At 69.9% G+C, this 21737-nt stretch carries 20 protein-coding genes; 7 read left to right on the top strand and 13 right to left on the bottom strand.

The window, feature by feature from the left end; genetic code table 11:
• Positions 1–95 precede the first annotated feature (95 nt).
• The 4 genes from DL519_RS25805 to DL519_RS25790 form a co-directional block, all read right to left on the bottom strand.
• A complete protein-coding gene (locus tag DL519_RS25805; RefSeq protein ID WP_190818595.1) occupies positions 96–515 on the bottom strand; it encodes a DUF4288 domain-containing protein in 420 nt (139 codons plus the stop codon).
• 12 nt (positions 516–527) lie between these two features.
• Complete coding sequence (locus DL519_RS25800) at positions 528–2042, bottom strand: ATP-dependent DNA ligase (RefSeq protein ID WP_190818592.1); 1515 nt, start codon at positions 2040–2042, stop codon at positions 528–530.
• Positions 2043–2445: 403 nt separating this feature from the next.
• On the bottom strand, positions 2446–3834 hold the full coding sequence (locus tag DL519_RS25795) for a class II fumarate hydratase (RefSeq protein WP_190818591.1): 1389 nt from the start codon (positions 3832–3834) through the stop codon (positions 2446–2448).
• Between the two features lie 221 nt (positions 3835–4055).
• A complete protein-coding gene (locus DL519_RS25790) occupies positions 4056–4817 on the bottom strand; it encodes a S1 family peptidase (RefSeq protein ID WP_190824222.1) in 762 nt (253 codons plus the stop codon).
• A gap of 195 nt (positions 4818–5012) precedes the next feature.
• Here DL519_RS25790 and DL519_RS25785 point away from each other — a divergent pair, with 195 nt between their 5' ends.
• Entirely contained in the window at positions 5013–5993 is a 981-nt protein-coding gene (locus DL519_RS25785; protein ID WP_190818589.1) for an NAD(P)/FAD-dependent oxidoreductase, read from the top strand.
• A 430-nt stretch (positions 5994–6423) separates the two neighbouring features.
• Here the strand turns inward: DL519_RS25785 and glpX are convergent, their stop codons facing one another.
• Complete coding sequence (glpX, locus tag DL519_RS25780; protein WP_190818587.1) at positions 6424–7458, bottom strand: class II fructose-bisphosphatase; 1035 nt, start codon at positions 7456–7458, stop codon at positions 6424–6426.
• 180 nt (positions 7459–7638) lie between these two features.
• Here glpX and DL519_RS25775 point away from each other — a divergent pair, with 180 nt between their 5' ends.
• Positions 7639–8232 (top strand): DUF4245 domain-containing protein, encoded by a 594-nt coding sequence (locus tag DL519_RS25775; RefSeq protein ID WP_190818585.1) that lies wholly within the window; start codon positions 7639–7641, stop codon positions 8230–8232.
• 103 nt (positions 8233–8335) lie between these two features.
• Here DL519_RS25775 and DL519_RS25770 read toward each other — a convergent pair whose 3' ends face one another.
• The 6 genes from DL519_RS25770 to DL519_RS47205 form a co-directional block, all read right to left on the bottom strand.
• Complete coding sequence (locus tag DL519_RS25770; RefSeq protein WP_029535186.1) at positions 8336–8551, bottom strand: exodeoxyribonuclease VII small subunit; 216 nt, start codon at positions 8549–8551, stop codon at positions 8336–8338.
• A gap of 35 nt (positions 8552–8586) precedes the next feature.
• A complete protein-coding gene (locus DL519_RS25765; protein ID WP_223839549.1) occupies positions 8587–9006 on the bottom strand; it encodes a hypothetical protein in 420 nt (139 codons plus the stop codon).
• Between the two features lie 13 nt (positions 9007–9019).
• Positions 9020–10246, bottom strand: a complete 1227-nt coding sequence (gene xseA, locus DL519_RS25760) for an exodeoxyribonuclease VII large subunit (RefSeq protein ID WP_190824221.1) — start codon at positions 10244–10246, stop codon at positions 9020–9022.
• A gap of 112 nt (positions 10247–10358) precedes the next feature.
• Complete coding sequence (locus DL519_RS25755) at positions 10359–10805, bottom strand: lipid droplet-associated protein (RefSeq protein ID WP_190818581.1); 447 nt, start codon at positions 10803–10805, stop codon at positions 10359–10361.
• Positions 10806–10927: 122 nt separating this feature from the next.
• Positions 10928–11206, bottom strand: a complete 279-nt coding sequence (locus DL519_RS50370) for a zinc ribbon domain-containing protein (protein WP_223840356.1) — start codon at positions 11204–11206, stop codon at positions 10928–10930.
• Positions 11207–11222: 16 nt separating this feature from the next.
• Positions 11223–11444: a hypothetical protein gene (locus tag DL519_RS47205; RefSeq protein WP_223839548.1), complete on the bottom strand. Its 222-nt coding sequence runs from the start codon at positions 11442–11444 to the stop codon at positions 11223–11225.
• 158 nt (positions 11445–11602) lie between these two features.
• Here DL519_RS47205 and DL519_RS25745 point away from each other — a divergent pair, with 158 nt between their 5' ends.
• Positions 11603–12622, top strand: a complete 1020-nt coding sequence (locus tag DL519_RS25745; RefSeq protein ID WP_190818580.1) for a 4-hydroxy-3-methylbut-2-enyl diphosphate reductase — start codon at positions 11603–11605, stop codon at positions 12620–12622.
• Positions 12623–12765: 143 nt separating this feature from the next.
• Here the strand turns inward: DL519_RS25745 and DL519_RS25740 are convergent, their stop codons facing one another.
• Entirely contained in the window at positions 12766–13563 is a 798-nt protein-coding gene (locus DL519_RS25740; protein ID WP_190818578.1) for a DUF6542 domain-containing protein, read from the bottom strand.
• 329 nt (positions 13564–13892) lie between these two features.
• Between DL519_RS25740 and DL519_RS25735 the strand changes: the two genes are divergently transcribed.
• The 4 genes from DL519_RS25735 (at position 13893) to DL519_RS25720 (ending at position 20321) form a co-directional block, all read left to right on the top strand.
• On the top strand, positions 13893–15485 hold the full coding sequence (locus DL519_RS25735; RefSeq protein WP_190818576.1) for a sugar ABC transporter ATP-binding protein: 1593 nt from the start codon (positions 13893–13895) through the stop codon (positions 15483–15485).
• Positions 15482–16525: an ABC transporter permease gene (locus DL519_RS25730; protein ID WP_190818574.1), complete on the top strand. Its 1044-nt coding sequence runs from the start codon at positions 15482–15484 to the stop codon at positions 16523–16525. The genes DL519_RS25735 and DL519_RS25730 overlap by 4 nt, the downstream gene beginning before the upstream one ends.
• 24 nt (positions 16526–16549) lie before the next feature.
• Positions 16550–17554: a substrate-binding domain-containing protein gene (locus DL519_RS25725; RefSeq protein ID WP_190818572.1), complete on the top strand. Its 1005-nt coding sequence runs from the start codon at positions 16550–16552 to the stop codon at positions 17552–17554.
• Between the two features lie 415 nt (positions 17555–17969).
• Positions 17970–20321 carry a glycoside hydrolase family 172 protein gene (locus DL519_RS25720; RefSeq protein ID WP_190818571.1) on the top strand — a complete coding sequence of 784 codons (2352 nt, stop codon included), beginning with the start codon at positions 17970–17972 and terminating at the stop codon, positions 20319–20321.
• A 308-nt stretch (positions 20322–20629) separates the two neighbouring features.
• On the opposite strand, the gene DL519_RS25715 is transcribed toward DL519_RS25720, so the two are convergent.
• Positions 20630–21625: a LacI family DNA-binding transcriptional regulator gene (locus DL519_RS25715; protein WP_190818569.1), complete on the bottom strand. Its 996-nt coding sequence runs from the start codon at positions 21623–21625 to the stop codon at positions 20630–20632.
• Positions 21626–21737: the final 112 nt, after the last annotated feature.

Below are 21737 nucleotides of genomic sequence, written 5' to 3'. Positions count from 1 at the left end.
GTCGAACACCCCCCAGTCGCCTCCCCAGACCCGGCAGGCCGACCTGATCGAAGCGGGTGTGCCCGCTGTATTGTGGGACCCCGGCCTCTGCGTTTTCAGGCTTCTTCTTCCGTTAGGGGTTCGAAGGAGCTGTAGGCCTGGTAATTGCGGAAGAATCGGCTGTAGAGTTCCGTGCCGTCGTCGAAGGTGGCGTCTTCGAGGGGTTTCACCTCGATCGTCTGCTTCAGCTTCCAGGTGATCAGTTCGTGGTTCTCGTTCTGGTAGCTGGTTTCCTGCTGCTTGCCGTGCTCGGCCGCCTTCTCCTTCGCCTCTTCTTCGGATTCCGCCTTGAGCAGCACGAAGGATTCTTCGTAGAGCGGCTTGTGGTCGGCCGCGTCCGAAGTGGCCTCCAGGACCAGGATTGCGACGTAGTAGTCCAGCTCGACGGCGCCCGTGTCCGCCTGGTACTCGCGCGGGTCGATGGTGCCCGGTCCGATGTTGATCGAGCCGATCGCGTCGAAGTCGTTGCCGCTCATTCCGTCAGGATCTCACCCGCCCGGCAGCATGGCGCGAACCGCCTCGATGCTGTCGGCCGACGCGGCGTCCTTGTCGGGCCGGTAGCGCAGCACGCGGGCGAAGCGCAGCGCGACGCCGCCGGGGTAGCGGGTGCTGGTCTGCACGCCGTCCAGTTCGATCTCCACGACGAGTTCGGGCACGACGTGAACGGTCCAGTCGTCGCGGTGGGTCTGGCGGCGCTGGAACTCCGCGGTCTGCCAGGCCAGCAGCTCGTCGGTGAGGCCCTTGAACGTCTTGCCGACCATGATCGGCGGGCCGCCGTCGGGGTCTCGCGCGCCCAGGTGGAGGTTCGACAGGTACCCGCGACGGCGGCCGTGGCCCCACTCGGCGGCGAGCACGACCAGGTCGAGGGTGTGCTCGGGCTTGACCTTCCGCCAGGACCGGCCGCGCCGCCCCGCCGCGTACACCGAGTCCAGCGCCTTGACCATGACGCCTTCGTGCCCGGCGTCCAGCGCTTCGTCGAACAGTTCCGCCGCGCGTTCCGCCGACGGCGACAGGACCGCCGGAATCCGGTGCTGCGGTGCGACTCTTTCAAGCGCGTCGAGGCGGTGCTGCAGCGGCCGGTCTAGCAGGTCTTCGCCGTCGACGTGCAGGCAGTCGAAGAAGTAAGGGTGCAGCAGGAGATCGCGCGAGTTCTGGGCGCCGAACCGGCCCATGGTCTCCTGGAACGGCCGCGGGCGCCCGGTGTCGTCGAGCGCGAGCGTCTCGCCGTCCAGCACCACCGCCCGGCAGTTCAGGCCTCGCACCAGCTCGACGAGTTCCGGCACGTTGCGGGTGATCTCGCGGAGCGTGCGGGTGTAGACGCGTACCTCGTCGCCGTCGCGGTGCACCTGGATGCGCGCACCGTCCAATTTGTACTCGACGCTGACTTCGCCGAGTTCGTCGAGCGCCGTGCCCAGGGATTCGGCGGGCGAAGCCAGCATCGGACGGACGGGCCGCCCCACCTCCAGGCGGAATTCGGCGAGCGCCGGTTCACCGCCGCGCAGCGCGGCCTCGGCGGTCGCGGGCAGCCGGCCGGAGAGCATGAAAGCCCGCCGCACGGCCTCGGTCGGGACCTTGCCCGCTGCGGCGATGGCTTCGACCATGACGCCTTCCAGCGCGCCCTGCCGGAGTTCGCCGCCGAAGAGCCGCACCAGGAACTCCTGCTCGCCGCCGGTCGCCTTGCCGAGCATGCCGGTCAACGCCTCGGCCCGGCGCTGTCCCGAACCGGCGCCCCTGATCAGCCGCACCGCGTCGATCGCCGATTCGACATCGATGATCGTCAGTGCGGGCTCGGGTGCGGGTTCGACGTCCAGCGCGGCCAGCGTCGACCAGCCCACCCCGGCCCGGCCGCCGGGCAGCTCACCGGCCAGCAGCGCCGTCGCCGGGCGGACCTCCTCGGCGTCGAGCCGCGCGAGCAGCCCGGCGATCGCCGCGGTCTTCGCCTTGCGGGAACGCGTCGCCGAGACCTCTCGCGAGGTCGCCACCAAATCCGCGAGCAGCACCATGCGCTCATGGTGCGCACTGCTCCCGACAACCCGCACCCGCGCCGCGCCGACCAGGCATTTCGAGATCGCCCGGAGCCCGATGTGCGCAGTGTTCGTCCGATCGTGTGATCCCGGGGCCGACCAGTGATCGGGTGGTCGCATTGCGCGGATTGGAAGTGCTTTGCGCGGTGGCCGTGGCCGCCGCCCCGCTGTTGGCCGCGCGTCGTTGGCCGAGGAGGAGTAGTCCGGCGGCGTGCCGGTCTGGGGCTGGGTGGCGATCGCCGCCGTCGTGGTTCTCGGTGGCTGTGGCGCGACGCTGATTCTGTTGCAGCGCAAGCGAAAGGTGGCAGCGCCGACGTCGCACTAGCACTGCGGGACCCGGGACGAGCCCGGACCCGGGCTCGTCCCGCCTGCAACGGAGCCGTCAGCCGCCCTTGGCCATGCGGAGCACGTCGAGTGCCTCGTCCAGCTGCTCAAGAGTGAGCTTGCCCGAGTCGACGTGGCCGCGTTCCAGGACCACCTCGCGGATCGTCTTGCGCTCCTTGAGGGCCTGCTTGGCGACGGCGGCCGCCTCCTCGTACCCGATGTAGCGGTTCAGCGGCGTGACGATCGACGGCGAACCCTCGGCGTAGGCGCGGGCCTGCTCGACGTTGACCTGCACGCCGGCGAACACCTTGTCGGCCAGCAGCCGCGACACCGCGGCCAGCAGCCGCGCGGATTCCAGCACGTTGCGCGCGATCACCGGCAGCATCACGTTGAGCTGGAAGTTGCCCTGCGAACCGGCGAACGCCACCGCCGCGTCGTTGCCGATCACCTGCGCCACCACCTGCAGGGTGGCCTCCGGGATGACCGGGTTGACCTTGCCCGGCATGATCGACGAGCCCGGCTGCAGGTCCGGCAGCGCCAGCTCGGCCAGCCCGGTGCGCGGGCCGGAGCCCAGCCAGCGCAGGTCGTTGGCGATCTTGGTCAGGCTCACCGCGACGGTGCGCAGGTCGCCGGAGATCTCCACCACCGAGTCCTGCGCGGCCTGCGCCTCGAAGTGGTCGCGGGCTTCGGTCAGCGGCAGGCCGGTGACCTCCGCCAGTTCCGCGGCGACCGCCGCGCCGAAGCCGGTGGGCGCGTTGAGGCCCGATCCGACCGCGGTGCCGCCGATCGGCAGTTCGCCGAGCCGCGGCAGGCCGCCCCGCAGCCGCTCGACCCCGTAGCGCACCTGCGAGGCCCACGCGCCGGCCTCCTGGGCCAGCGTGATCGGCACCGCGTCCATCAGGTGCGTGCGGCCGGACTTGACCACCTCGGTCCACTGCGCGGCGCGGCCCTCGATGGTCGTGGCGAGGTGCTCCAGCGCCGGGATGACGTCGGTGAGCACCGCCTCGGTGGCCGCGACGTGGATGGTCGTCGGGAAGGTGTCGTTGGACGACTGCGAGGCGTTGACGTGGTCGTTGGGGTGCACGTCGCGGCCGAGCCGCCGGGATGCCAGGGTCGCGATGACCTCGTTGGCGTTCATGTTCGACGACGTGCCGGAGCCGGTCTGGAACACGTCGATCGGGAAGTGCTCGTCGTGGGCGCCCTCGGCGACCTCGTCGGCCGCCGCGGCGATCGCCTCGGCCACGTCGGCGTCCAGCACCCCGAGCAGACCGTTGACCCGAGCCGCCGCCGCCTTCAGCAGACCTAGCGCGCGGATCTGCGCGCGCTCCAAGCCCCGGCCGGAGATCGGGAAGTTCTCCACGGCCCGCTGGGTCTGCGCCCGGTACAGGGCGTCGGCGGGCACCCGCACCTCGCCCATCGTGTCGTGTTCGATCCGGTATTCAGCCATGTCGAAAGTGTCCCGCCGAAAGGTGCTCGCGGTCAGCGTGGCCCGCCCCACTCGGCGGTGGATCTGTGGCCCGGCGCACGCGAGAAGTCCGGACTGGACCGATGAAGATGCCCGATCTCGCACCCCCGGCGATCACCGGCGGGTGAAGCGCGAGGGCGCCCTTTGCCAAGCAACTTGGCAGCCAAGCAACTTGGCAACGGGCGCTCCGCACGCGGAAAAGATCAGCCGATGTTGGCGTTGATCCAGTCCTTGTAGGCCGTTGCGTCGGTGTAGATCGACGGAGCTGTGCCGCAGACCGGGATCAGGCTGCCGAGGCGGCTGGTGACGCCGGTCAGCTTCCAGTCGCCCGGCTGGCCCTCCAGCTGCGGGCCGCCCGAGTCGCCGAAGCACGCGTTGGCCAGCAGCTCGTTGCTGCCGGTGCAGATCTCGGTCGCGCCGTCGATCAACCCCAGCGAGCACTGGCCGGCGGGGACCAACTTGGTCTCCAGCTCCTGCAGCTGCGCGGGCGGTTCACCGCAGCCGCGGACCGGGCAGGTCAGGCCCCAGCCGATGATCCGCGACGGGGTGCCGGCCTCCCCGGAGGCGTCGGCGATCTCGACGGGCGTCTCCGACACCGCGTGGTCCAGCTTCAGCAGCGCGATGTCGCCGTTGGGGTTCTTGGCGGCGTAGTCCGGGTGCACCACGATCTCGGACACACCGGCCTCGGTGCCGCCGGTGGTGTGGTCCGGGCTGCCGATCCGCAGGCCGAGGTCGGTCGGCGCGGCGTCCTGGACGCAGTGCGCGGCGGTGAGCACCCACTGCTGGTCGATCAGGGAAGCCCCGCAGCTGTGGTTCCCGGAACGCTGCAGCGATGCCATCCAGTCGTACTGCTCGGTGGCGGCGTGCCCGCCGACGATCAGTGCGCCCGGGTTGTCGACCGCGTTCGCGGTCGCGGGCAGCGTCCCCATGCTCAGCGCTGCGGCCGCGACGGCCCCGAGCAGCATGGATGTCCTCTTCACGAAATCCTCCCCGACGTGATCACCTTTCCGGTGAACGTAAGCGGGCGGAGCTTGGACGGGTACCGCCAACTGCGGCGGCGAATTCAGCGTTCTGGCGCAGCGCGCGCCGATGATGCGGACATCGCGGACCTGTCCCGCTAGCCTGGGTGTGTCCACACGGTCGACGACGAGGTGGTGGGCATGACCGCGGTGTCGCATAAGGTCGATCTGCTGATCGTGGGCGCGGGTCCGACCGGTTTGTTCGCCGCCTACTACGCGGGATTCCGCGGGATGTCCGTGGCGGTGGTCGACGCGCTGCCCGAGCCCGGCGGCCAGGTGACCGCGATGTACCCGGAGAAGATGATCTTTGACGTGGCCGGGTTCCCCGAGGTCCGCGGCCGCGATCTGGTTGCCGCGCTGGTGAAGCAGGCCGGTCAGTACGACCCCGCCTACCTGCTCGGCAGGCCCGCCATCGAACTGTCCGATGTGGATAGCGGGCTGCTCGTCGAGGTCGGCGGCGGCGCGGTCCGGGCCGACGCGGTGCTGGTCACCGCCGGGATCGGCGAGTTCACCCCGCGGCCGCTGCCCGCCGGTGGCGACTGGGTCGGCCGCGGCGTCGTGCATTTCATCCCGGAACTGGCCGTGCACAGTGGACACGACGTGGTGGTCGTCGGCGGCGGCGACTCCGCGTTCGACTGGGCGCTGGCGCTGCACCCGGTGGCCCGCAGCGTGACCCTGGTGCACCGCCGCACCCGGTTCCGCGCGCACCCGGGACTGGTCAGCAAGGTCGAAGACCTGGGCGTTCCGCTGATCACCCCGGCCGAGGTCGTGGAGATCCGCGGCGACGAGACCGGGGTACGCGAGGTGGAGATCGAGCTCGGCGGCGAGCAGCGGCGGGTGCTGCCGGCACAGACGGTGGTGGCCGCGCTCGGGTTCACCGCCGATCTGGGGCCGATCGAGAAGTGGGGCCTGGACCTGGAGAAGCGCGCGATCCTGGTGGACAGCACGATGCGGACCAGCCGGCCGCGGGTGTACGCGGCGGGGGACGTCGCGGCCTATCCGGGCAAGGTCAAGCTGATCGCCACCGGGTTCGGCGAGGCGGCGACGGCGGTCAACAACATCGCCGTGGCGCTCAACCCGGACGCACACCTGTTCCCCGGCCACTCCTCGAACATGAGCTGACGAATCAGCCGGCCCGGCGCGGTTTCGGGAAATCGCGCCGTGCCCGGCTGATCCTGGTCGCCGGGTCGGGTGGTTTGGTCGGCGGAACCGCCCTGAAACCGCCCAGAACCGGCTTCCGCGGAGGCGTCCCCGGTGACTGCCAGTGCTGCCGGAGGACGCCCACCGGTCACCCGGCAGGGGTTCAGCCGCCGGTGTTCTGGTTGACCCAGTCCGCGTAGATCGACGGGCCGGTGGCGCAGGTCTGGCCCCAGCCGGTGATCCGGTCGCGGTGCCCGCCGCGCCCGAGTCGGCGGCGATCTTGATCGGGGGTGCCCCTGCACGCAGTGCGCGGCGGTGACCCGCTACGAATCAGCAGGTCACCGCTCGGAAAACGGCATCGAACGGGTCAATGGGCCAGTATTTCGCAAATATCCCGGTCGAACCGCTCCGGTCAGGGCAGCAGGCCGTGCGGCGCGGTGTCGTTCTCGCCGAAGTCCACATCGGCGTATTCGCGCAGCTTCGACAGCTTGTGCTGGGCCTCGATCACCCGGACCGTGCCGGACTTTGAGCGCATCACGATCGACTGCGTGGTGCACCGGTTTGCGCGGTAGTGCACGCCCTTGAGCAGCGCGCCGTCGGTGATCCCGGTGGCGCAGAAGAACATGTTGTCGCCGCGCACCAGGTCCGAAGTGGTCAGCACCTGGTTCGCGTCGTGCCCTGCGTCGCGCAGCTTCGCCCGCTCGGCGTCGTCGCGCGGCCACAGCCGCGCCTGGATCTCGCCGCCGAGGCACTTCAACGCGCACGCGGCGATGATGCCCTCCGGGGTGCCGCCGATGCCCAGCAGCATGTCGACGCCGCTGTCCGGCCGCGCCGCCGCGATCGCCCCGGCGACGTCGCCGTCGGAGATGAACTGGATGCGCGCGCCCGCCGCGCGGACGTCCTTGACGATCTGCTCGTGCCGCGGGCGGTCCAGGATGCACACCGTGACGTCGGAGACGTCTATGTGCTTGGCCTTGGCGACCCGGCGGACGTTCTCCGCGATCGGGGCGCTGAGGTCCACGACCCCGGCGGCCTCCGGGCCGACGGCCATCTTCTCCATGTAGAACACCGCGGACGGGTCGAACATGGTGCCGCGCTCGGACACCGCCAGCACCGCCAGCGCGTTCGGCATGCCCTTGCTGAGCAGCGTGGTCCCGTCGATCGGGTCGACCGCGACGTCGCACTCCGGGCCTTCGCCGTTGCCGACCTGCTCCCCGTTGTAGAGCATCGGGGCTTCGTCCTTCTCGCCCTCGCCGATGACCACGATGCCCCGCATCGACACGGTCCCGATGAGCTTGCGCATTGCATCCACGGCGGCTCCGTCGCCGGCGTTCTTGTCGCCGCGGCCGACCCAGCGGCCGGCGGCCATCGCCGCGGCCTCGGTCACGCGGACCAGTTCCATCGCCAGGTTGCGGTCCGGTGCTTCGCGGTGTCGTTCGGTGCTCATCGCGCCTCCCGGTGGTGAGCGTTCTTCAGGTTGCACTGCCCGAGACCGGCGGGATGCAGGCCCGCGCTCAGGCTCGTTGCCCCCGATCTTCGCAGACCGGCGAGTCTGCCGGAGCTCTCCCGTGGGGCAGCCCACTCCTGCTCTCACCGCCCGGCGGGCCCCTGGCCTGGCGGTGAGAGCATGGGCGTCGTGGCCGAACCCCGCAACCAGCAGCCCCCGGCGACCCGTCCGCCCCGGACCGTGTCGGCGATGGTGTTCGCCCTCCTGCCGATGGTCCTGGTGGCATTCGGGATCGCCGGGATGGCGGGGCAGTGCTCGTTCAACCCCGGTGGTCCGTCGATCCAGGGCGGCCCGGTGCCGACCGTTGACGTTCCGGCCGAGCTGAAGCGGGCGGCCGCGAGGGTGGACTTCCCGGTCATCGAGCCGAGCCTGCCGGCGAACTGGCGGGCCAACACGGCGAACGTGACCACGCTCGCCTCCCACGCGCAGGTCGTGCGCGTGGGGTGGTTGACCGGCGGGGGACGGTACCTGCGGTGGGCGCAGTCGACGGCAGCCGAGGACGAGCTGGTCGAGAGCGAGACGCGGCAGGCGCCGCACGCCCGGGGCACCGTCGACGCCGCGGGGCGGCAGTGGGTGGTCTACGACAGCGTGCGCGGCGAGCAGGCCTGGGTGGCGGAACGCGACGGAGTCCGGCTGCTGATCACCGGCAACTCCGATGAGGCCGAATTCCGAACCCTCGCCGAAGCCGCCATCGCCGCCCCACCCGGCACCTGACCGGTCGCAGTTCCAAATTGAAACTGTTCCCCCGTGATGCATCCAGGGTCTGACGTTTCAATGGAAACTGTGCACCGGGAGGGCGCGGGGTGTAGTCGGCGGGTCAGTCCTGCTCGACGGCGGCGAGGGCGCGCTCGACGCGCTCGCGGGCGCCCGCGAGGTGCCGCTCGCAGACCGCCGCCAGGGCCTCGCCGCGCTCCCACAGCGCCAGCGAGTCCTCCAGGGAAAGCCCGCCGGCCTCCAACTGCTTGACCACCTCGGCCAGCTGGTCGCGGGCCTGCTCGTAGCCGAGCTCGGCGACCTCGGGGTGCTCTGCCACCGGGTCGAAGTGCTCGTCCTGCTGCTCGTTCGCGGTCACGGGGTCGGACTCTCCACGTTGCTCTGCACGGACACCACCGCAGTGGCGATCGCCTGGTCGTAGCCGACGAACGCCTCGGCGAACTCGGCACCATCGCCTTCGCGCACCGCGTCGTTGATGCGCAACTGCGCCTCCGCGACCCTACGTCGATGCGGGGAGACCGCCCACCACCCGGCCCCCACGTACCCGGAAGTGGCCTCGACGAGCGCGCGCAGCCGGGACGGCAGGTCCCTGCGCTCGGCGGATTGGCATCCGCCCAGCAGCGCGGCCCAGCATCCGGCCGCAGCGGAATCGGCCGCCTCGGCGCAGCGGCGCACCTCGCCGACCCGTTCCCGCAGCAGTGCTGAACCGGTGGCCGCCGACTGCGCGACGCCAACGGTCAGGGGGAGGAACGATGGTTCCTGCTTCGGGTGCACGTTCTTGTCCTGTTCAACCTGCTCGGTCCGGTACGACTGCCTGGATCGCACCGTCAACGACCCGGACCCGCAAACGAGTTCCCGGCGGCGCCTCGTCGACCGACCGGAGGACGCCGTCCACGCCGTCCTCGACTCGCTGCACGATTGCGTATCCACGTGCCAGGGTGGCCGCTGGCCCCAAGGTCGTCAAGCGAGATCGAGTGGCGGTCAATGCGTGTCGTTCGGTGTTCAACGCGGTGGTCACCGCGCGGCGGGCGCGGTCCCGCAGTTGCCCGACCTGCTCGGCGCGCCGTTCCAGCGGCCCGAACGGGTCGGCCAGCACCGGTCGGCTGCGCAGCGCGTCGAGCAGCCGGCGCTCGCGGTCGACCCAGCCGTGCAGCGCGCGGCGGGCGCGGTCGCGCAGCTGGTGGATCCGCTGCGTCTCCTCCGCCACATCGGGAACCACCCGCTTGCCGGCACCTGTCGGGGTTGAGCAGCGCACGTCGGCGACGTGGTCGACCAGCGGTGAGTCCGGCTCGTGCCCGATGGCGCTGACCACCGGCGTCCGGCAGGCGGAGACCGCGCGGCACAACGCCTCGTCGGAGAACGGCAGCAGGTCCTCGACGCTGCCGCCGCCGCGCGCCAGCACGATCACGTCGACCTCGGGCATCCGGTCCAGTTCCTGCAGGGCCGTCAGGATCTGCGGCACCGCGGTCGAACCCTGCACGGCGACGTTGCGGACCTCGAACTGCACCGCAGGCCAGCGCAGCTGCGCGTTGGTCAGCACGTCGTGCTCGGCGGCCGAGGCGCGGCCGGTGATCAGCCCGACCCGGTTCGGCAGGAACGGCAGCGGCCGCTTGCGCGCCGGGTCGAACAGGCCTTCGGCCTTCAGCAGCTGGCGGAGCCGTTCGATGCGCGCCAGCAGTTCGCCGATGCCGACCGCGCGGATCTCGTCGACCCGCAGGCTCAGCGTGCCCCGGCCGACGAAGAACGTCGGCTTGCCGTGCACCACGACCCGGCTGCCGTCGGTCAGCGGCGGCTCCATCTTGCGCAGCATCGCGGCGGCGCAGGTGAGCGTCAGCGATACGTCGGCGGACGGGTCGCGCAGCGTCAGGAACGCGGTGGCCGCGCCGGGGCGCAGGGAGATCTGGGTGATCTGCCCTTCCACCCAGATAGTGCCCAGCCGGTTGATCCAGTCGGCGATCTTGCGTGCGACGGTCCGTACCGGCCAGGGCTCCTCGGGGCTGGTCGGAGAACTCAGCGGTCACTCCTCGGTGCTTCACGGCCCCGGTCCGGTCCGCAGTCTCAATTGAAACTGCTCACCAGGATCTCGGGACGGCAGTCTCAATTGAAACTGCGGATGTCGTCTGGGGTCACTGGTGCCGCAGGCGGTCCAGGCGGTTCTGCAGCATCCGGAGGAACTCCGGGCGCCGACCGTGCTGCTGCTCGTGGGCGAGCAGTTCGGCCAGTTCGGCCTCGGTGAACGAGCGGAGCCTGCCCCGCAGCTGCGGCAGCGTCAGATGATCGTAGTCCGACAGCACCGTCAGGTCCTCGGACAGCACCTCGGGCTCGGTCGGCTCGTCCTCGTCGAAGGTCGCCCAGGCGGGCTGCTCCTCCGGGGTGCGCAGCCCGGCGAGGGCCTCGTCGCCCTTGATCGCCAACTCGGTGATCTGCTGCTGGATCCGCATCGACGCCTGCAACGCCTGGCTGGCCACGGTGACCGGCAGGCCGAGCAGGGTGGCCGGGAGCTGGCGCGCCTGCTCGACGGCGGTGGCCGCGAGTCCGGCGGCGACCCGCACCGGCAGGGGGAACGATGACATGGCCCCCAGCCTGCCGCACTCCGGCCGTCGAAGCCATCGCCCCGCCGCACGACTGTGATGTCAACTTCTCGGCCCTGAGGGGCCGGGCTTGCGGCTAGCTGAGGCTGCCGCATCTTGATCGGCTATGCGCCGACCGGGACGCGTGACTCACGCCCCGCGTTCCACACAGCATTGCCCCGCTGGGCGATGTTGCGGGAAGCGTTGCGGTCGGCGTGCTGAGCGTGGCCGCACGACCGGCAAGTGAAAGACCCGTGCGACACGCGGTTGTTCTTGTCCGTGTATCCGCACTCGGCGCACATTTGCGATGTGTACGCGGGATCGACGTAGACCACCGGCACCCCGGCCATGGTGGCCTTGTAGACGATGAACTGCCCAAGCTGGTCGAACGACCAGGAGTGCAGCGTGACCCGTTCAGGCTTACGCCAGCCGTACCCGGTCGCGGATTCCCTTGAGTTCTTCCAGGGAAATACCGCGTCCGGTGCGCTTGGCCTCGGTCACGATCGTCTTCGAGATGCAGTGGTTGATGTTCTTGACGTGCCGCGCTTCCTTGCGGGCACGGGCTTTGAGATCCCGGCTTCGCGGAGGTCGTTGTAGGTCAGTTTTCGCAGGTCGTAGTTGCGCTTCACGTCGCGGTCGCAAGCGACCTCGGAGACCTTGTTCGCTTGCTTGTTGAGTGAAGCGGCCGGGTCCGGGCGGCGTCCACAACTCTCGCAGGGGGCCGCCAGTCGCACCGTCACGCGAAGTGAGTCCGACGACAGGTTCTGAGCGTGCGTGGCCAGGTCCGTACCCTTGGGGGCATGACGACCTCGCCCGAGGCCACTGACCTCGTTGACCAGGACGCCGGGCCGACCAAGCGGGTCCTGCTGGCCAAGCCGCGTGGGTACTGCGCAGGTGTCGACCGCGCGGTCATCACCGTCGAGAAGGCCCTGGAGACCTACGGTCCGCCGATCTACGTGCGTAAGGAGATCGTGCACAACCGGCACGTGGTGGACACGCTGTCCGAGCGCGGCGTGATCTTCGTGGACGAGACCGACGAGGTGCCGGAGGGCGCGCTCGTGGTGTTCTCCGCGCACGGCGTCTCCCCGGCGGTGCACGAGGAGGCGGCGCAGCGGAACCTGCGCACCATCGACGCGACCTGCCCGCTGGTCACCAAGGTGCACAAGGAGGTCAACCGGTTCGCCCGCGAGGACTACGACATCCTGCTGATCGGCCACGAGGGCCACGAGGAGGTGGAGGGCACCGCCGGTGAGGCCCCGGACCGGGTGCAGCTGGTCGACAAGGCGGAGGACGTCGGCAAGGTCGAGGTTCGCGACCCGAGCAAGGTCGTGTGGCTGTCGCAGACCACGCTCAGCGTGGACGAGACTATGGAGCGGGTGGACCAGCTCAAGGACCGCTTCCCGGATCTGCAGGCCCCGCCGAGCGACGACATCTGCTACGCGACCTCCAACCGGCAGTACGCGGTGAAGGCGATGGCACCGGAATGCGATCTGGTGATCGTCGTCGGCTCGCAGAACTCCTCGAATTCCAAGCGGCTGGTCGAGGTCGCGCTGCAGGCGGGCGCGTCCGACGCGCACCTCGTGGACTACGCGAACCAGATCGACGAGGCCTGGCTGGACGGCGTCACGACGGTGGGTGTGACCAGCGGCGCGTCGGTGCCGGACGTGCTGGTGCTGCAGGTGCTGGACCACCTCGCCGAGCGCGGCTGGAACCAGGTGGACGAGGTCACCACGGCCAACGAGAAGATCTCCTTCGCGCTGCCGAGGGAGCTCCGCAAGGACCTCGACGACAACCCGGACAAGCCCAAGGGCGTCCGCTGAGCGACTGACGGAAAAGGGGCATCCGCGCCGCGCGGATGCCCCTTCTCCATGTCAACTGGCCGACCAGCTCAGCGGCCGTGAGTGCTTCTGGGTGCGATAACGCCTGAAAGCGCTCACGGCCGTCCCGTCGAGCCCGGCTGCGCCTACCCGAACCGCTCGTCCCGTCGCGGCCGACGGGGTCGCCGGGGCGGCTCCCCCTGCGGCGGCTCCGCCGCTCGCGGCCGCCCGGGCGCCTGCCGCGGGGCTGAGCCCCGCCGCGGCGGCACCGCGCGGCCGTCTCGCTCCGGCCGCGGCTCGGCTGCTCCGCGCGCCCTGCCGGGCGCGTCGCCCCTCGCCTTGTTGGGCGTGTCGCCGCTGCGCGCCCTCCCGGGGGCTTGGGCCCGCCCGCGCTCCGCTTGGGCTCGCTGCGGGCGTCCTGCGGGTTCGACGCGGGGTTTCCTACCGCGCTCCCGATCCCGCTCCTCCGGTCGCCGCTTCTTGGCGGCGTCCTCCGCAGGCGTCTTGCGGGGCGGGGTGGTGCGGCGGCGCTTCTTGGTGGCCTCGTCGCTGTCGGAGATATCGGGGCGGGGCCGGGCCTTCTGGATAACGAACATGCGGACCAGGCCGATGCCCAGGGCGACGATGGTTGCACCCGCCATGATCGGGAAGCTGCTGATCAGCGGTCGAGCGATGGCGAGCGCCTTGGCGGTGATCCCAGCACCGGTGGCCACCCCGCTGCCGGTGATCAGCACCAGCAGCGGCATGACGATCGTGAGCACGAGCGGCGGTTGGACCATCGGCCCGAACACGCTCCGACGTTTGACCAGCAGCACGGCCAGCACACACCCGACGAAGAAGCAGGCCTTGAACAGGATGTCGGGCTGCGTCCAGATCAGGATGTCGACGACTGTTCCGATCGCGGTCGGGACGGCAGCCAGCAGCACGGCTCCCCAGAGCGGCATGCCGTTGCCTCCGAAGGCGGAGCGCGTCGACCACTGGGAGGCGCCGTTGCTGGGGGGTGGGGCGCTCTGGCTATCGCGGATCGCGGTCACGAGTCCCAACGGTAACGGTCCAGTACCCCGGCCCGAGAGCCTCTTCCGGAACTTGCCGGTTACTGCACGTTGGGTTACTGCTGCGGCCGGAAGGCGTGATCGCTGTGTGACGTTCCTGCAGCCGAATGGATGCCCTGTCACTTGGCCAGGGGTGTGAACCTTGACACAAGTAGCGTGACCATTTTAGCGTCCGGGCAATCGTTTTCTCACGATTCTCGAAGCGGCGTGACGGGGGTCCTATGAGCACGGCGCCACCGCTGGTCGAGATGACCAGCGTCACGAAGCGTTACGGGGGTGTGCTGGCGTGCGACGGCGTGGACCTGACGATCCGCGCCGGTGAGGTGCACGCGTTGCTGGGGGAGAACGGCGCGGGCAAGAGCACGCTGATGAAGGTGCTCTCCGGGGACGTCGTCGATCACTCCGGGTCGATCTCGATCGAGGGTCGCCCGGTGCAGTTCGGCAAGCCGGCCGACGCGCAGCACGCCGGGATCGCGATGATCCACCAGGAGCTGGACCTCGTGCCCGGGCTGAGCGTCGCCGAGAACCTCTACCTTGGCCGCGAGCTGCGCAACCGGTTCGGCATGGTGGACCGCCGGAAGATGGCCTCGCGCACCCGAGAACTGCTGCGGCGCACCGGAATCGACCTGGATCCGCTGCGGCCGGTCGGCGAGCTGCGCATCGGCGAGCAGCAGCTGGTGACCATCGCCCGCGCCCTGTCGCTGGACGCGAAGGTGCTGATCATGGACGAGCCGACGTCGGCGCTGTCCAGCACCGAGGTGGAGCGGTTGTTCGCGGTGATCACCGAGTTGCGCCGCGGCGGCACCGGGATCGTCTACATCTCGCACCGGATGGACGAGATCGGCCAGGTCGCCGACCGCGCCACCGTGCTGCGCAACGGCCGCAAGGTCGCCGAGTTCGACGCCCGGAAGCTGACCGCGGAGCAGGCCGCGGAGGCGATGGTGGGCCGGTCGGTGCAGACGATGTTCCGGGCCGAGCGTGGTGCCGTCGGCGACGAGCTGCTGACCGTGTCCGGATTCGCTGTCCGCCCGCGCCGGCCGCGGGTGGGGCGCCGGGAACCCGACGGGATCGATCTGACCGTGCGCAGCGGGGAGATCGTCGGGCTGTGCGGGTTGCTCGGCTCAGGTCGCACCGAACTGCTGGAATCGCTGTTCGGGGCGGGGTCCGCCGGCACGTGGGAGGGGGAGGTGTCGCTGGGCGGGCATCCGGTGCGGCCGAGGGGTCCGCACCGGGCGCTGCGAGCGGGCATCGCCTTCGTGCCGGAGGACCGCAGGAGTTCGGGGCTGGTGCTCGACCATTCGGTGCTGGCAAACACGGTCCTCTCGGTGCTGGACCGGATCGGCGTGGCCGGGCTGGTGCGCCGCCGCGCCGAGGTGTCCGCCACCGAGCGCAGCGTGCAGCAGCTCAAGGTCAAGCTCGGCCGGATCCTCGACCCGGTGGGCACCCTCTCCGGCGGCAACCAGCAGAAGGTCGTCTTCGGCCGGATGTTGTTGACGGAGCCGCGTTTGCTGCTGCTGGACGATCCAACCCGAGGCGTGGACATCGGCGCGAAGTCCGAGATCTACCAGCTGCTCGGCGAGATCGCCGGGCGCGGCATCGGGGTGCTGCTGGCGTCCTCGGAACTGCCCGAACTGGTCGGCGTGTGCCACCGCGTGGTGGTGCTGCGCGCCGGGCGCAGCGTGGCCGAATTCGACACCACCGAGGTCGGTGAAGCGGAATTGCTGGCGGCAGCCATGGGCGAGAGCGTGGCGGCCGGCGGGTCCGGGCCAGTGGTCGGTACCGGGCGGCAGAGCACTGGGGGAGGTGCGCGGTGAGCAACCAGACGGAGCAACGGCCCGCGGAATCCGGTGGGGGAGTGGCGGCTCCGGCGAAGCGGGCGAACGTCGTCGAGACGCTGTTCCGGTTCCAGAGCTTCTTCGGGCTGGTCACGGTGTTCCTGGCGGCGGTGATCTTCTCGCCCCGCAACGACGGCCAGATCCTGTTCCTCACCAGCGACAACCTGTTCAACATCGTGCGCGCGGTGTCGGAGATCGGGATCATCGCGGTCGGTCTGACCTTCGTGATCCTGATCGGCGGCATCGACCTGTCGGTCGGCTCGGTGCTCGGGTTGGCCGCGGTGGGGTCGGCCGTGCTGATGGTCGAGGACGGCTTCGGCGTGTGGACCACGGTCGCGCTGGTGCTGCTCGCGGGCATCGCCTTCGGCCTGCTGCAGGGCACCGCCGTCGCGCTGCTCGGCGTGCAGGCCTTCATCGTCACCTTGGCCGGGTTGCAGATCGCGCGCGGCCTGGCGCGCATGTGGTCCGGCGGCGAGACGGTGCAGATCTCCTACGGCGACGGGCCCGGCCAGGCGCCGATGCTGTTCTCCCTGCTCGGGGAGCGGACTTTCGGTGGTGTGGTGCCGATTCCGGCGCTGATCTTCGCCGTGGTCGCGATCGTCGCGATCCTGTTCCTGCGCGGCAGCGCCTATTCCCGGCATCTCTACGCCATCGGAGGCAACGAGAAGGCCGCGCGGTTGTCCGGCGTGCCGGTGAACCGGGTCAAGATCATCGCCTTCGGCATCGCCGGGTTCTGCGCCGCGCTGGCGGGCATCGTGCACGCCGGTCAGCTGAACGCGGGGAGCCCGAACGACGGAATCGCCTATGAGCTCGACGGAATCGCCGCGGTGGTGGTCGGCGGCACCAGCCTGGCCGGGGGCCGGGGCTCGGTGATCGGCACCATCGCCGGCGCCCTGCTGCTCGGCATCCTCAACAACATCCTCAGCCTGAACAGCGTCAACACCGACCTGCAACTCCTGATCAAGGGCCTGGTCATCGTCGCCGCGGCGGCGTTGCAGCGCCTGCGTCCCACGTCCTGAAACCTTCAGTCAGGAGGAAGCACGATGCGCAAGACGACGAAGTCCTTGATCGCGGTCACGTGCGCCACGGCCGCCTTCGCAGCCGCCGGTTGCGGTACGACCAGCGAGAACACCGGGCAGGTGCAGAACCAGGACCCGACCAAGAACTGCAAGGGACCGAACGAGAAGTACACCATCGGCATGAGCCAGGCCAACCTCGCCGAGCCGTACCGGGTCCGGATGGACGACGACATCCGCAAGGCCGCGGAGAAGGTGCCGCAGTTCGACGTCCAGTTCTCCGACGCGGCCAAGGACAATTCCAAGCAGATCAGCGACGTGGAGAACTTCCTGACCAAGCAGGTCGACCTGATGATGATCTCGCCGAACGAGGCGGCGCCCCTGACCGACGTGGTGAAGAAGGCTTACAACAAGGGAATCCCGGTCGTGGTGCTGGACCGGAAGGTCGACGGGGAGGCCTTCACCACCTACGTCGGCGCGGACAACGTGCAGATCGGTCGGCAGGCCGGCGAGTACTTCAAGAACGCGCTGCTACCGGATGGCGGAAAGATCGTGCAGATCAAGGGCCTGTCCGGCTCGACGCCGGCCGCGGAGCGGGAACAGGGCTTCAAGGAAGGCATCCAGGGCTCGAAGATCGAGATCGCGGCCACCGCCGACGGCGAGTGGGAGCGGTCGGTCGGCCAGCAGAAGATGGACGCGCTGCTCAAGGCGAACCCCGACATCAAGGCGGTCTACGCGCAGAACGACCCGATGGCCGAGGGCGCTTACCTGGCCGCCCAGGCGGCGGGCCGCAACGACCTGAAGTTCGTCGGCATCGACGGGCTGCCCATCCCGTCCGGCGGCATCAAGGCGGTCGAAGACGGCCGGTTGCAGGCCACCAACCTCTACCCGACCGGCGGTGCGGAAGCGGTCGAGGCGGCCAAGAAGCTGCTGATCGACTGCCAGCCGGTGCCCAAGACGCAGACCCTGGAGACCGCGCTGGTCACCAAGGACAACGCCGCGGAGGTCTACGCCCGGTTGAACCAGGGCTGAACCGAATCGCCGGCACTTAGCGAGTGGTCGTGGTCGCTTCGAGCGGCCACGGCCACTCGCTGTCCCATGCATGCAAATAATGATGAGTTTTCGCATCTATTGTAGATAGTTGCGTTCCCGGACCATTTCTGTTGCTGTCGCTTCGTTTGGCGCGAAAAGTCCCAATACACCTGGATGGTGGTTGTCGGAGCCCGCTGGCCCGGCAACCATCTTATTGAGTGAATTCACGTCGCGGATTCTTAGACACCACTCCTATTGGTTGGCTTCCCGGGGAGCTCTTTCTTACGCTCCGCTCGTTGCGCGAGTGATCTATCACCCGGAGCCGGACGAAAATCCATCCAATCGCGCATCACCATCGGATACAGCGCCACCACAGTCCACAACGGACAGTGGTGCGCGGAGAGGGGCGAGCACGATGAGAGACCGCTCTGCAACGCCGCCGGGAAATGGTCGCCGGCGCGCCCGCCGGCTCGGTGCCTACCTCGGAATCGCTTCGCTGGCGGCCGCCGCCGTCGTCGCGGACGCCGGTTTCAGCTCCGTTCGCGCGAACGCGCAGCCGCCGACGGCATCCAGGGGACCGGTCGGTTGGGACACCTACCGCAACCTCGGCGCGATGGCGCAACTACGCGGGGACGAGCAGTCGTTCCAGTTCTCCAGCTACGACCGGACCGGTGGGAACAACGACGGGTTCCATGGCACCTACTCGTGCATCCGGATCAGCGACCGCGGTTGCGTGATCGCCGAACACGACGGTGCCGGTGAGATCTCGTCCATCTGGTCCACCCGCGAACCCTGGGGCGATGTGACCGCGACGGGCAACATCGTGGTCGAACTCGACGGCCGGGTGGTGCTGGACGCGCCGCTGATCGACGTGGTCAGCGGGCGGATCGGCGCACCGTTCTCATGGCCGCTGGTGGCCAACGCCGACGACGCGGCCGGCGGGGTTTCCATCAAGGTGCCGATGCCGTACCGCAAGGGGATGCGGGTGACGGTGCAGCACAACCCGTACTTCTACCACGTCGACTACCGCGTCTTCCCCAACGCGGACGGCGTGCAGGCCTTCAAGCGCAACGACCCCGCCACCGACGTGCTCGACCGGCTGCACCGCTTCGGCGTCGCCGACCCGAAGCCCGCCGCCGCCGGTGCCACCCCGACCCGCCAGGACTTCGACCTCGCACCCGGCGCCTCGGCCACGATCGCCGAACTCACCGGGCCGCAGCAGATCTCCCAGCTCCGGGTGCGGCTGCCCCAGGTGGCGGCCAGCCCGCAGGTGGTCGACGACGGCTACGCGTACGGGCAGGCCGGCGGCAGCCGGTTCACCATGCGGGTCGACCCGAACAACCAGGGCATCCGGCTGATCCGGCGGCACGACGCGCAGATCGCCGACCAGGTCGCCGACGTCTTCGTGGACGGCCGGCCGGTCGGCCAGTGGCGCAGCGGACCGGCCCGCCCCGGCCAGTGGGGCGTGGAGATCATTGAGGCGCCTGCCGCGGTGACCGCCGGGAAGTCGCAGGTGGAGATCGCCAACCGCTTCGTGTCGTCCTCCCTGGACGTCAACGAGTTCCGCTACGACGTGCACAGCCGGGTGGGCGGCGAGTGGGTGCGTACCGACGTGCTCGACCTCGGTCCGGCGCACCCCGGCGAACAGCGCGCGCACGGCTACCGCATCGACAACCAGGTCTTCGCCCGGTCCAAGCTCACCGGCCGCTACCCCAGCGACCCCGGCCGGGTCGCGGCGTCCGACAAGCTGCTGGCCACCGCCCGGATCCGCATCAGCTTCGACGGGCAGACCACTGTGGACGCCCCGATCGGCGAGTTCTTCGGCACCGGCCTCGGCGAGTACGACGTGCGCACCCTGATGAGCTCGGTCGACCCCGGTCTCGACGGCTGGTACACGTCCTGGTGGCCGATGCCGTTCTCGAAGAACGCCGTGGTCGAGGTGGTCAACGGCGGCGGGGTGCCGATCACTGGTGCGACCGCCGAGGTGACCAGCGCGCCGGCGCAGGTGGACGGCAACACCGGGTACTTCCACGCCACCCACCGCCAGGCGCAAACCGTGCCGGGTCAGGACTGGAAGTTCCTGGACGCCCAGGGCGCGGGCACCTTCTACGGCGTCACGCACACCATGCGCGGCCTGATCCCACCGGGCGCGGCGCAGCGCAACAACCAGCCGCACTCCCTCCAGACCCTTGCGGTCAACCAGCGCAACTACCTGGAGGGCGACGAGCGGTTCTACGTCGACGGGTCCGCGGAACCGGCGTGGCACGGGACCGGCACCGAGGACTTCTACGAGTCAGGGTGGTACTTCCGGGACGGCAACACGTTCTCGATGCCGCAGAACGGCAACCCGTCGCACGAGATCGGCAACGACGGCTGCCAGTACGACTGCACCGGTGCGTACCGGATCATGGTCAACGACGCGGTGCCGTTCCGCACCGGCCTGCGCGCGGGGATCGAACACGGGCCGGTCAACGACGAGCCGGGCATCTACAGCTCGACGACGTACTGGTACGGCGGCCGCGTCCAGGGACGTCAGCTGTCCACCGCCCCGCCGCTGCCGCCGCAGCCACCGGAAACCCGATCCAGCGCCCCGCCGTCGGCGCCGGAAACCCAGCCCAGCGCCCCGCCGACCTCGACCGCCCCGTCGGAGTCCGGCACGTCGGAGGCGGGCACCCCGGACACCACCGGGCAGGACGACGGCGAGCAGCCGTCGGACATCCAGCAGGTGGTGGACGGCGTCATCCGCCAGCACCAGCGCAACGACTGATCCCGACCACGTGAGTGAACGGACCGTTCGCCCCTCCTCGCGAGGCGAACGGCCTGTTCGTGCTGTTCAGTGAGGTGAACGGTCCGTTCGCTCTTCCGTCTGGTTGAGGCGAACGGCCTGTTCGTGCCGTTCAAGAGCCTGTTGCAAAATTACGCCCACCACGGACCGTGATCGATCGATCACGGCTGAGATGGCCACTGGCGGACAAACGGCGGCGATCGAGACTGATTTGGTACTTCGGTTCAGCCGTTTTCGCCGAAAACGCAACAGGCTCTCAGTGAGGTGAACGGGCCGTTCGCTTCACGCCGTCAGGGGCGGGTGCTGCTGCCTCGGATGACGAGGTGGGCCGACAGCGTGGTGGTGGTCGTATCGGTGCGTTCCCCGCTGATCCGGTCCAGCAGCAGCTGGGCGGCCACCGCGCCCATGTCGTAGGCGGGCTGGGCGACGACCGTCAGCGGCGGGTCGAGCAGCGTCGCCCAGGGCGCGTCGTCGAAGGCCACCACGCCGATGTCCCGGCCGGGCCGCAGGCCCAGCTCGGCGCACGTCTCCAGCACGCCGACCGCCATCATGCTGTTGGCGACCAGGACCGCGTCCGGCGGGTCGTCCTGGGTCAGCAGCGGTCGCGCGGCCTGCTTCGCCCCGGCGGCCTTGAACTCCGAGCGCCGCGCCAGCCCCGCCGGTGCCGGGAGCTTCGCCGCGCGCAGGCCGTCGCGGTATCCGGCGAGGCGGTCGTCCGCGGTCAGCACGCCGCTGGGGCCGGTGAGGCAGCCGATCCGCTGGTAGCCCTGCGCGGCCAGGTGCAGCGTCGCTTCCTTGGCGGCGAGCCTGCTGTCGACCAGCACCGTGTCGCCGGGGGAGTTCGGCAGCGGCCGGTCCACCGCCACCACCGGCGTGCTGTTGCGGCTGAGCAGTTCGGCGCTGTCCCCGCGGCCGGTCGGCGACAGCAGCACCCCGGCCACCCGTTCCTGCAGGGCGACGTCGATGTACTCGCGCTCCTTTTCCGGCTCGTCGTCGGAGTTGCACAGAACCACCGAATAGCCTGCGGCGTGCGCCACGTCCTCGACGCCGCGGGCGATCGCGGTGAAGAACGGGTTCTCCACATCGGAGATGATCAGGGCCAGCACCGCGGTCTCCTGCTTGCGCAGGTTGCGGGCCGGGCCGTTGGGCCGGTACCCGAGCGCGGCCGCGGCGGCGAGCACCCGCGCGGCCAGCACCGGATCGACGGTGCTCTTGCCGTTGAGCGCACGCGAAACCGTCGCAGTGGACACCCCGGCGCGGGTCGCCACATCGCTGATCGTCGCCACGGTTTCCTCCTCGTGCCCTCTACCGGAGTGATGGCGGGCCACCTGCCTTGACAGTCCGCATCCCGCCAGAATAGCGTCCGGGTAAACGATTGCTCACGGGTCTCATCGGTAA

Source organism: Saccharopolyspora pogona (assembly GCF_014697215.1).
In the GTDB taxonomy this organism is placed as follows: Bacteria; Actinomycetota; Actinomycetes; order Mycobacteriales; family Pseudonocardiaceae; genus Saccharopolyspora; species Saccharopolyspora hattusasensis.
Note: the sequence above shows the minus strand (reverse complement) of the source record. Positions and strands in the feature narration are given on the sequence as shown.

Bases quoted from the DNA above. Each gene is read 5' to 3' on its own strand.
- DL519_RS25805 (WP_190818595.1), bottom strand. From the start codon at position 515: ATGAGCGGCAACGACTTCGACGCGATCGGCTCGATCAACATCGGACCG.
- DL519_RS25800 (WP_190818592.1), bottom strand. From the start codon at position 2,042: ATGGTGCTGCTCGCGGATTTGGTGGCGACCTCGCGAGAGGTCTCGGCG.
- DL519_RS25795 (WP_190818591.1), bottom strand. From the start codon at position 3,834: ATGGCTGAATACCGGATCGAACACGACACGATGGGCGAGGTGCGGGTG.
- DL519_RS25790 (WP_190824222.1), bottom strand. From the start codon at position 4,817: ATGCTGCTCGGGGCCGTCGCGGCCGCAGCGCTGAGCATGGGGACGCTG.
- DL519_RS25785 (WP_190818589.1), top strand. From the start codon at position 5,013: ATGACCGCGGTGTCGCATAAGGTCGATCTGCTGATCGTGGGCGCGGGT.
- glpX (WP_190818587.1), bottom strand. From the start codon at position 7,458: ATGAGCACCGAACGACACCGCGAAGCACCGGACCGCAACCTGGCGATG.
- DL519_RS25775 (WP_190818585.1), top strand. From the start codon at position 7,639: ATGGGCGTCGTGGCCGAACCCCGCAACCAGCAGCCCCCGGCGACCCGT.
- DL519_RS25755 (WP_190818581.1), bottom strand. From the start codon at position 10,805: ATGTCATCGTTCCCCCTGCCGGTGCGGGTCGCCGCCGGACTCGCGGCC.
- DL519_RS25745 (WP_190818580.1), top strand. From the start codon at position 11,603: ATGACGACCTCGCCCGAGGCCACTGACCTCGTTGACCAGGACGCCGGG.
- DL519_RS25740 (WP_190818578.1), bottom strand. From the start codon at position 13,563: ATGCCGCTCTGGGGAGCCGTGCTGCTGGCTGCCGTCCCGACCGCGATC.
- DL519_RS25735 (WP_190818576.1), top strand. From the start codon at position 13,893: ATGAGCACGGCGCCACCGCTGGTCGAGATGACCAGCGTCACGAAGCGT.
- DL519_RS25725 (WP_190818572.1), top strand. From the start codon at position 16,550: ATGCGCAAGACGACGAAGTCCTTGATCGCGGTCACGTGCGCCACGGCC.
- DL519_RS25720 (WP_190818571.1), top strand. From the start codon at position 17,970: ATGAGAGACCGCTCTGCAACGCCGCCGGGAAATGGTCGCCGGCGCGCC.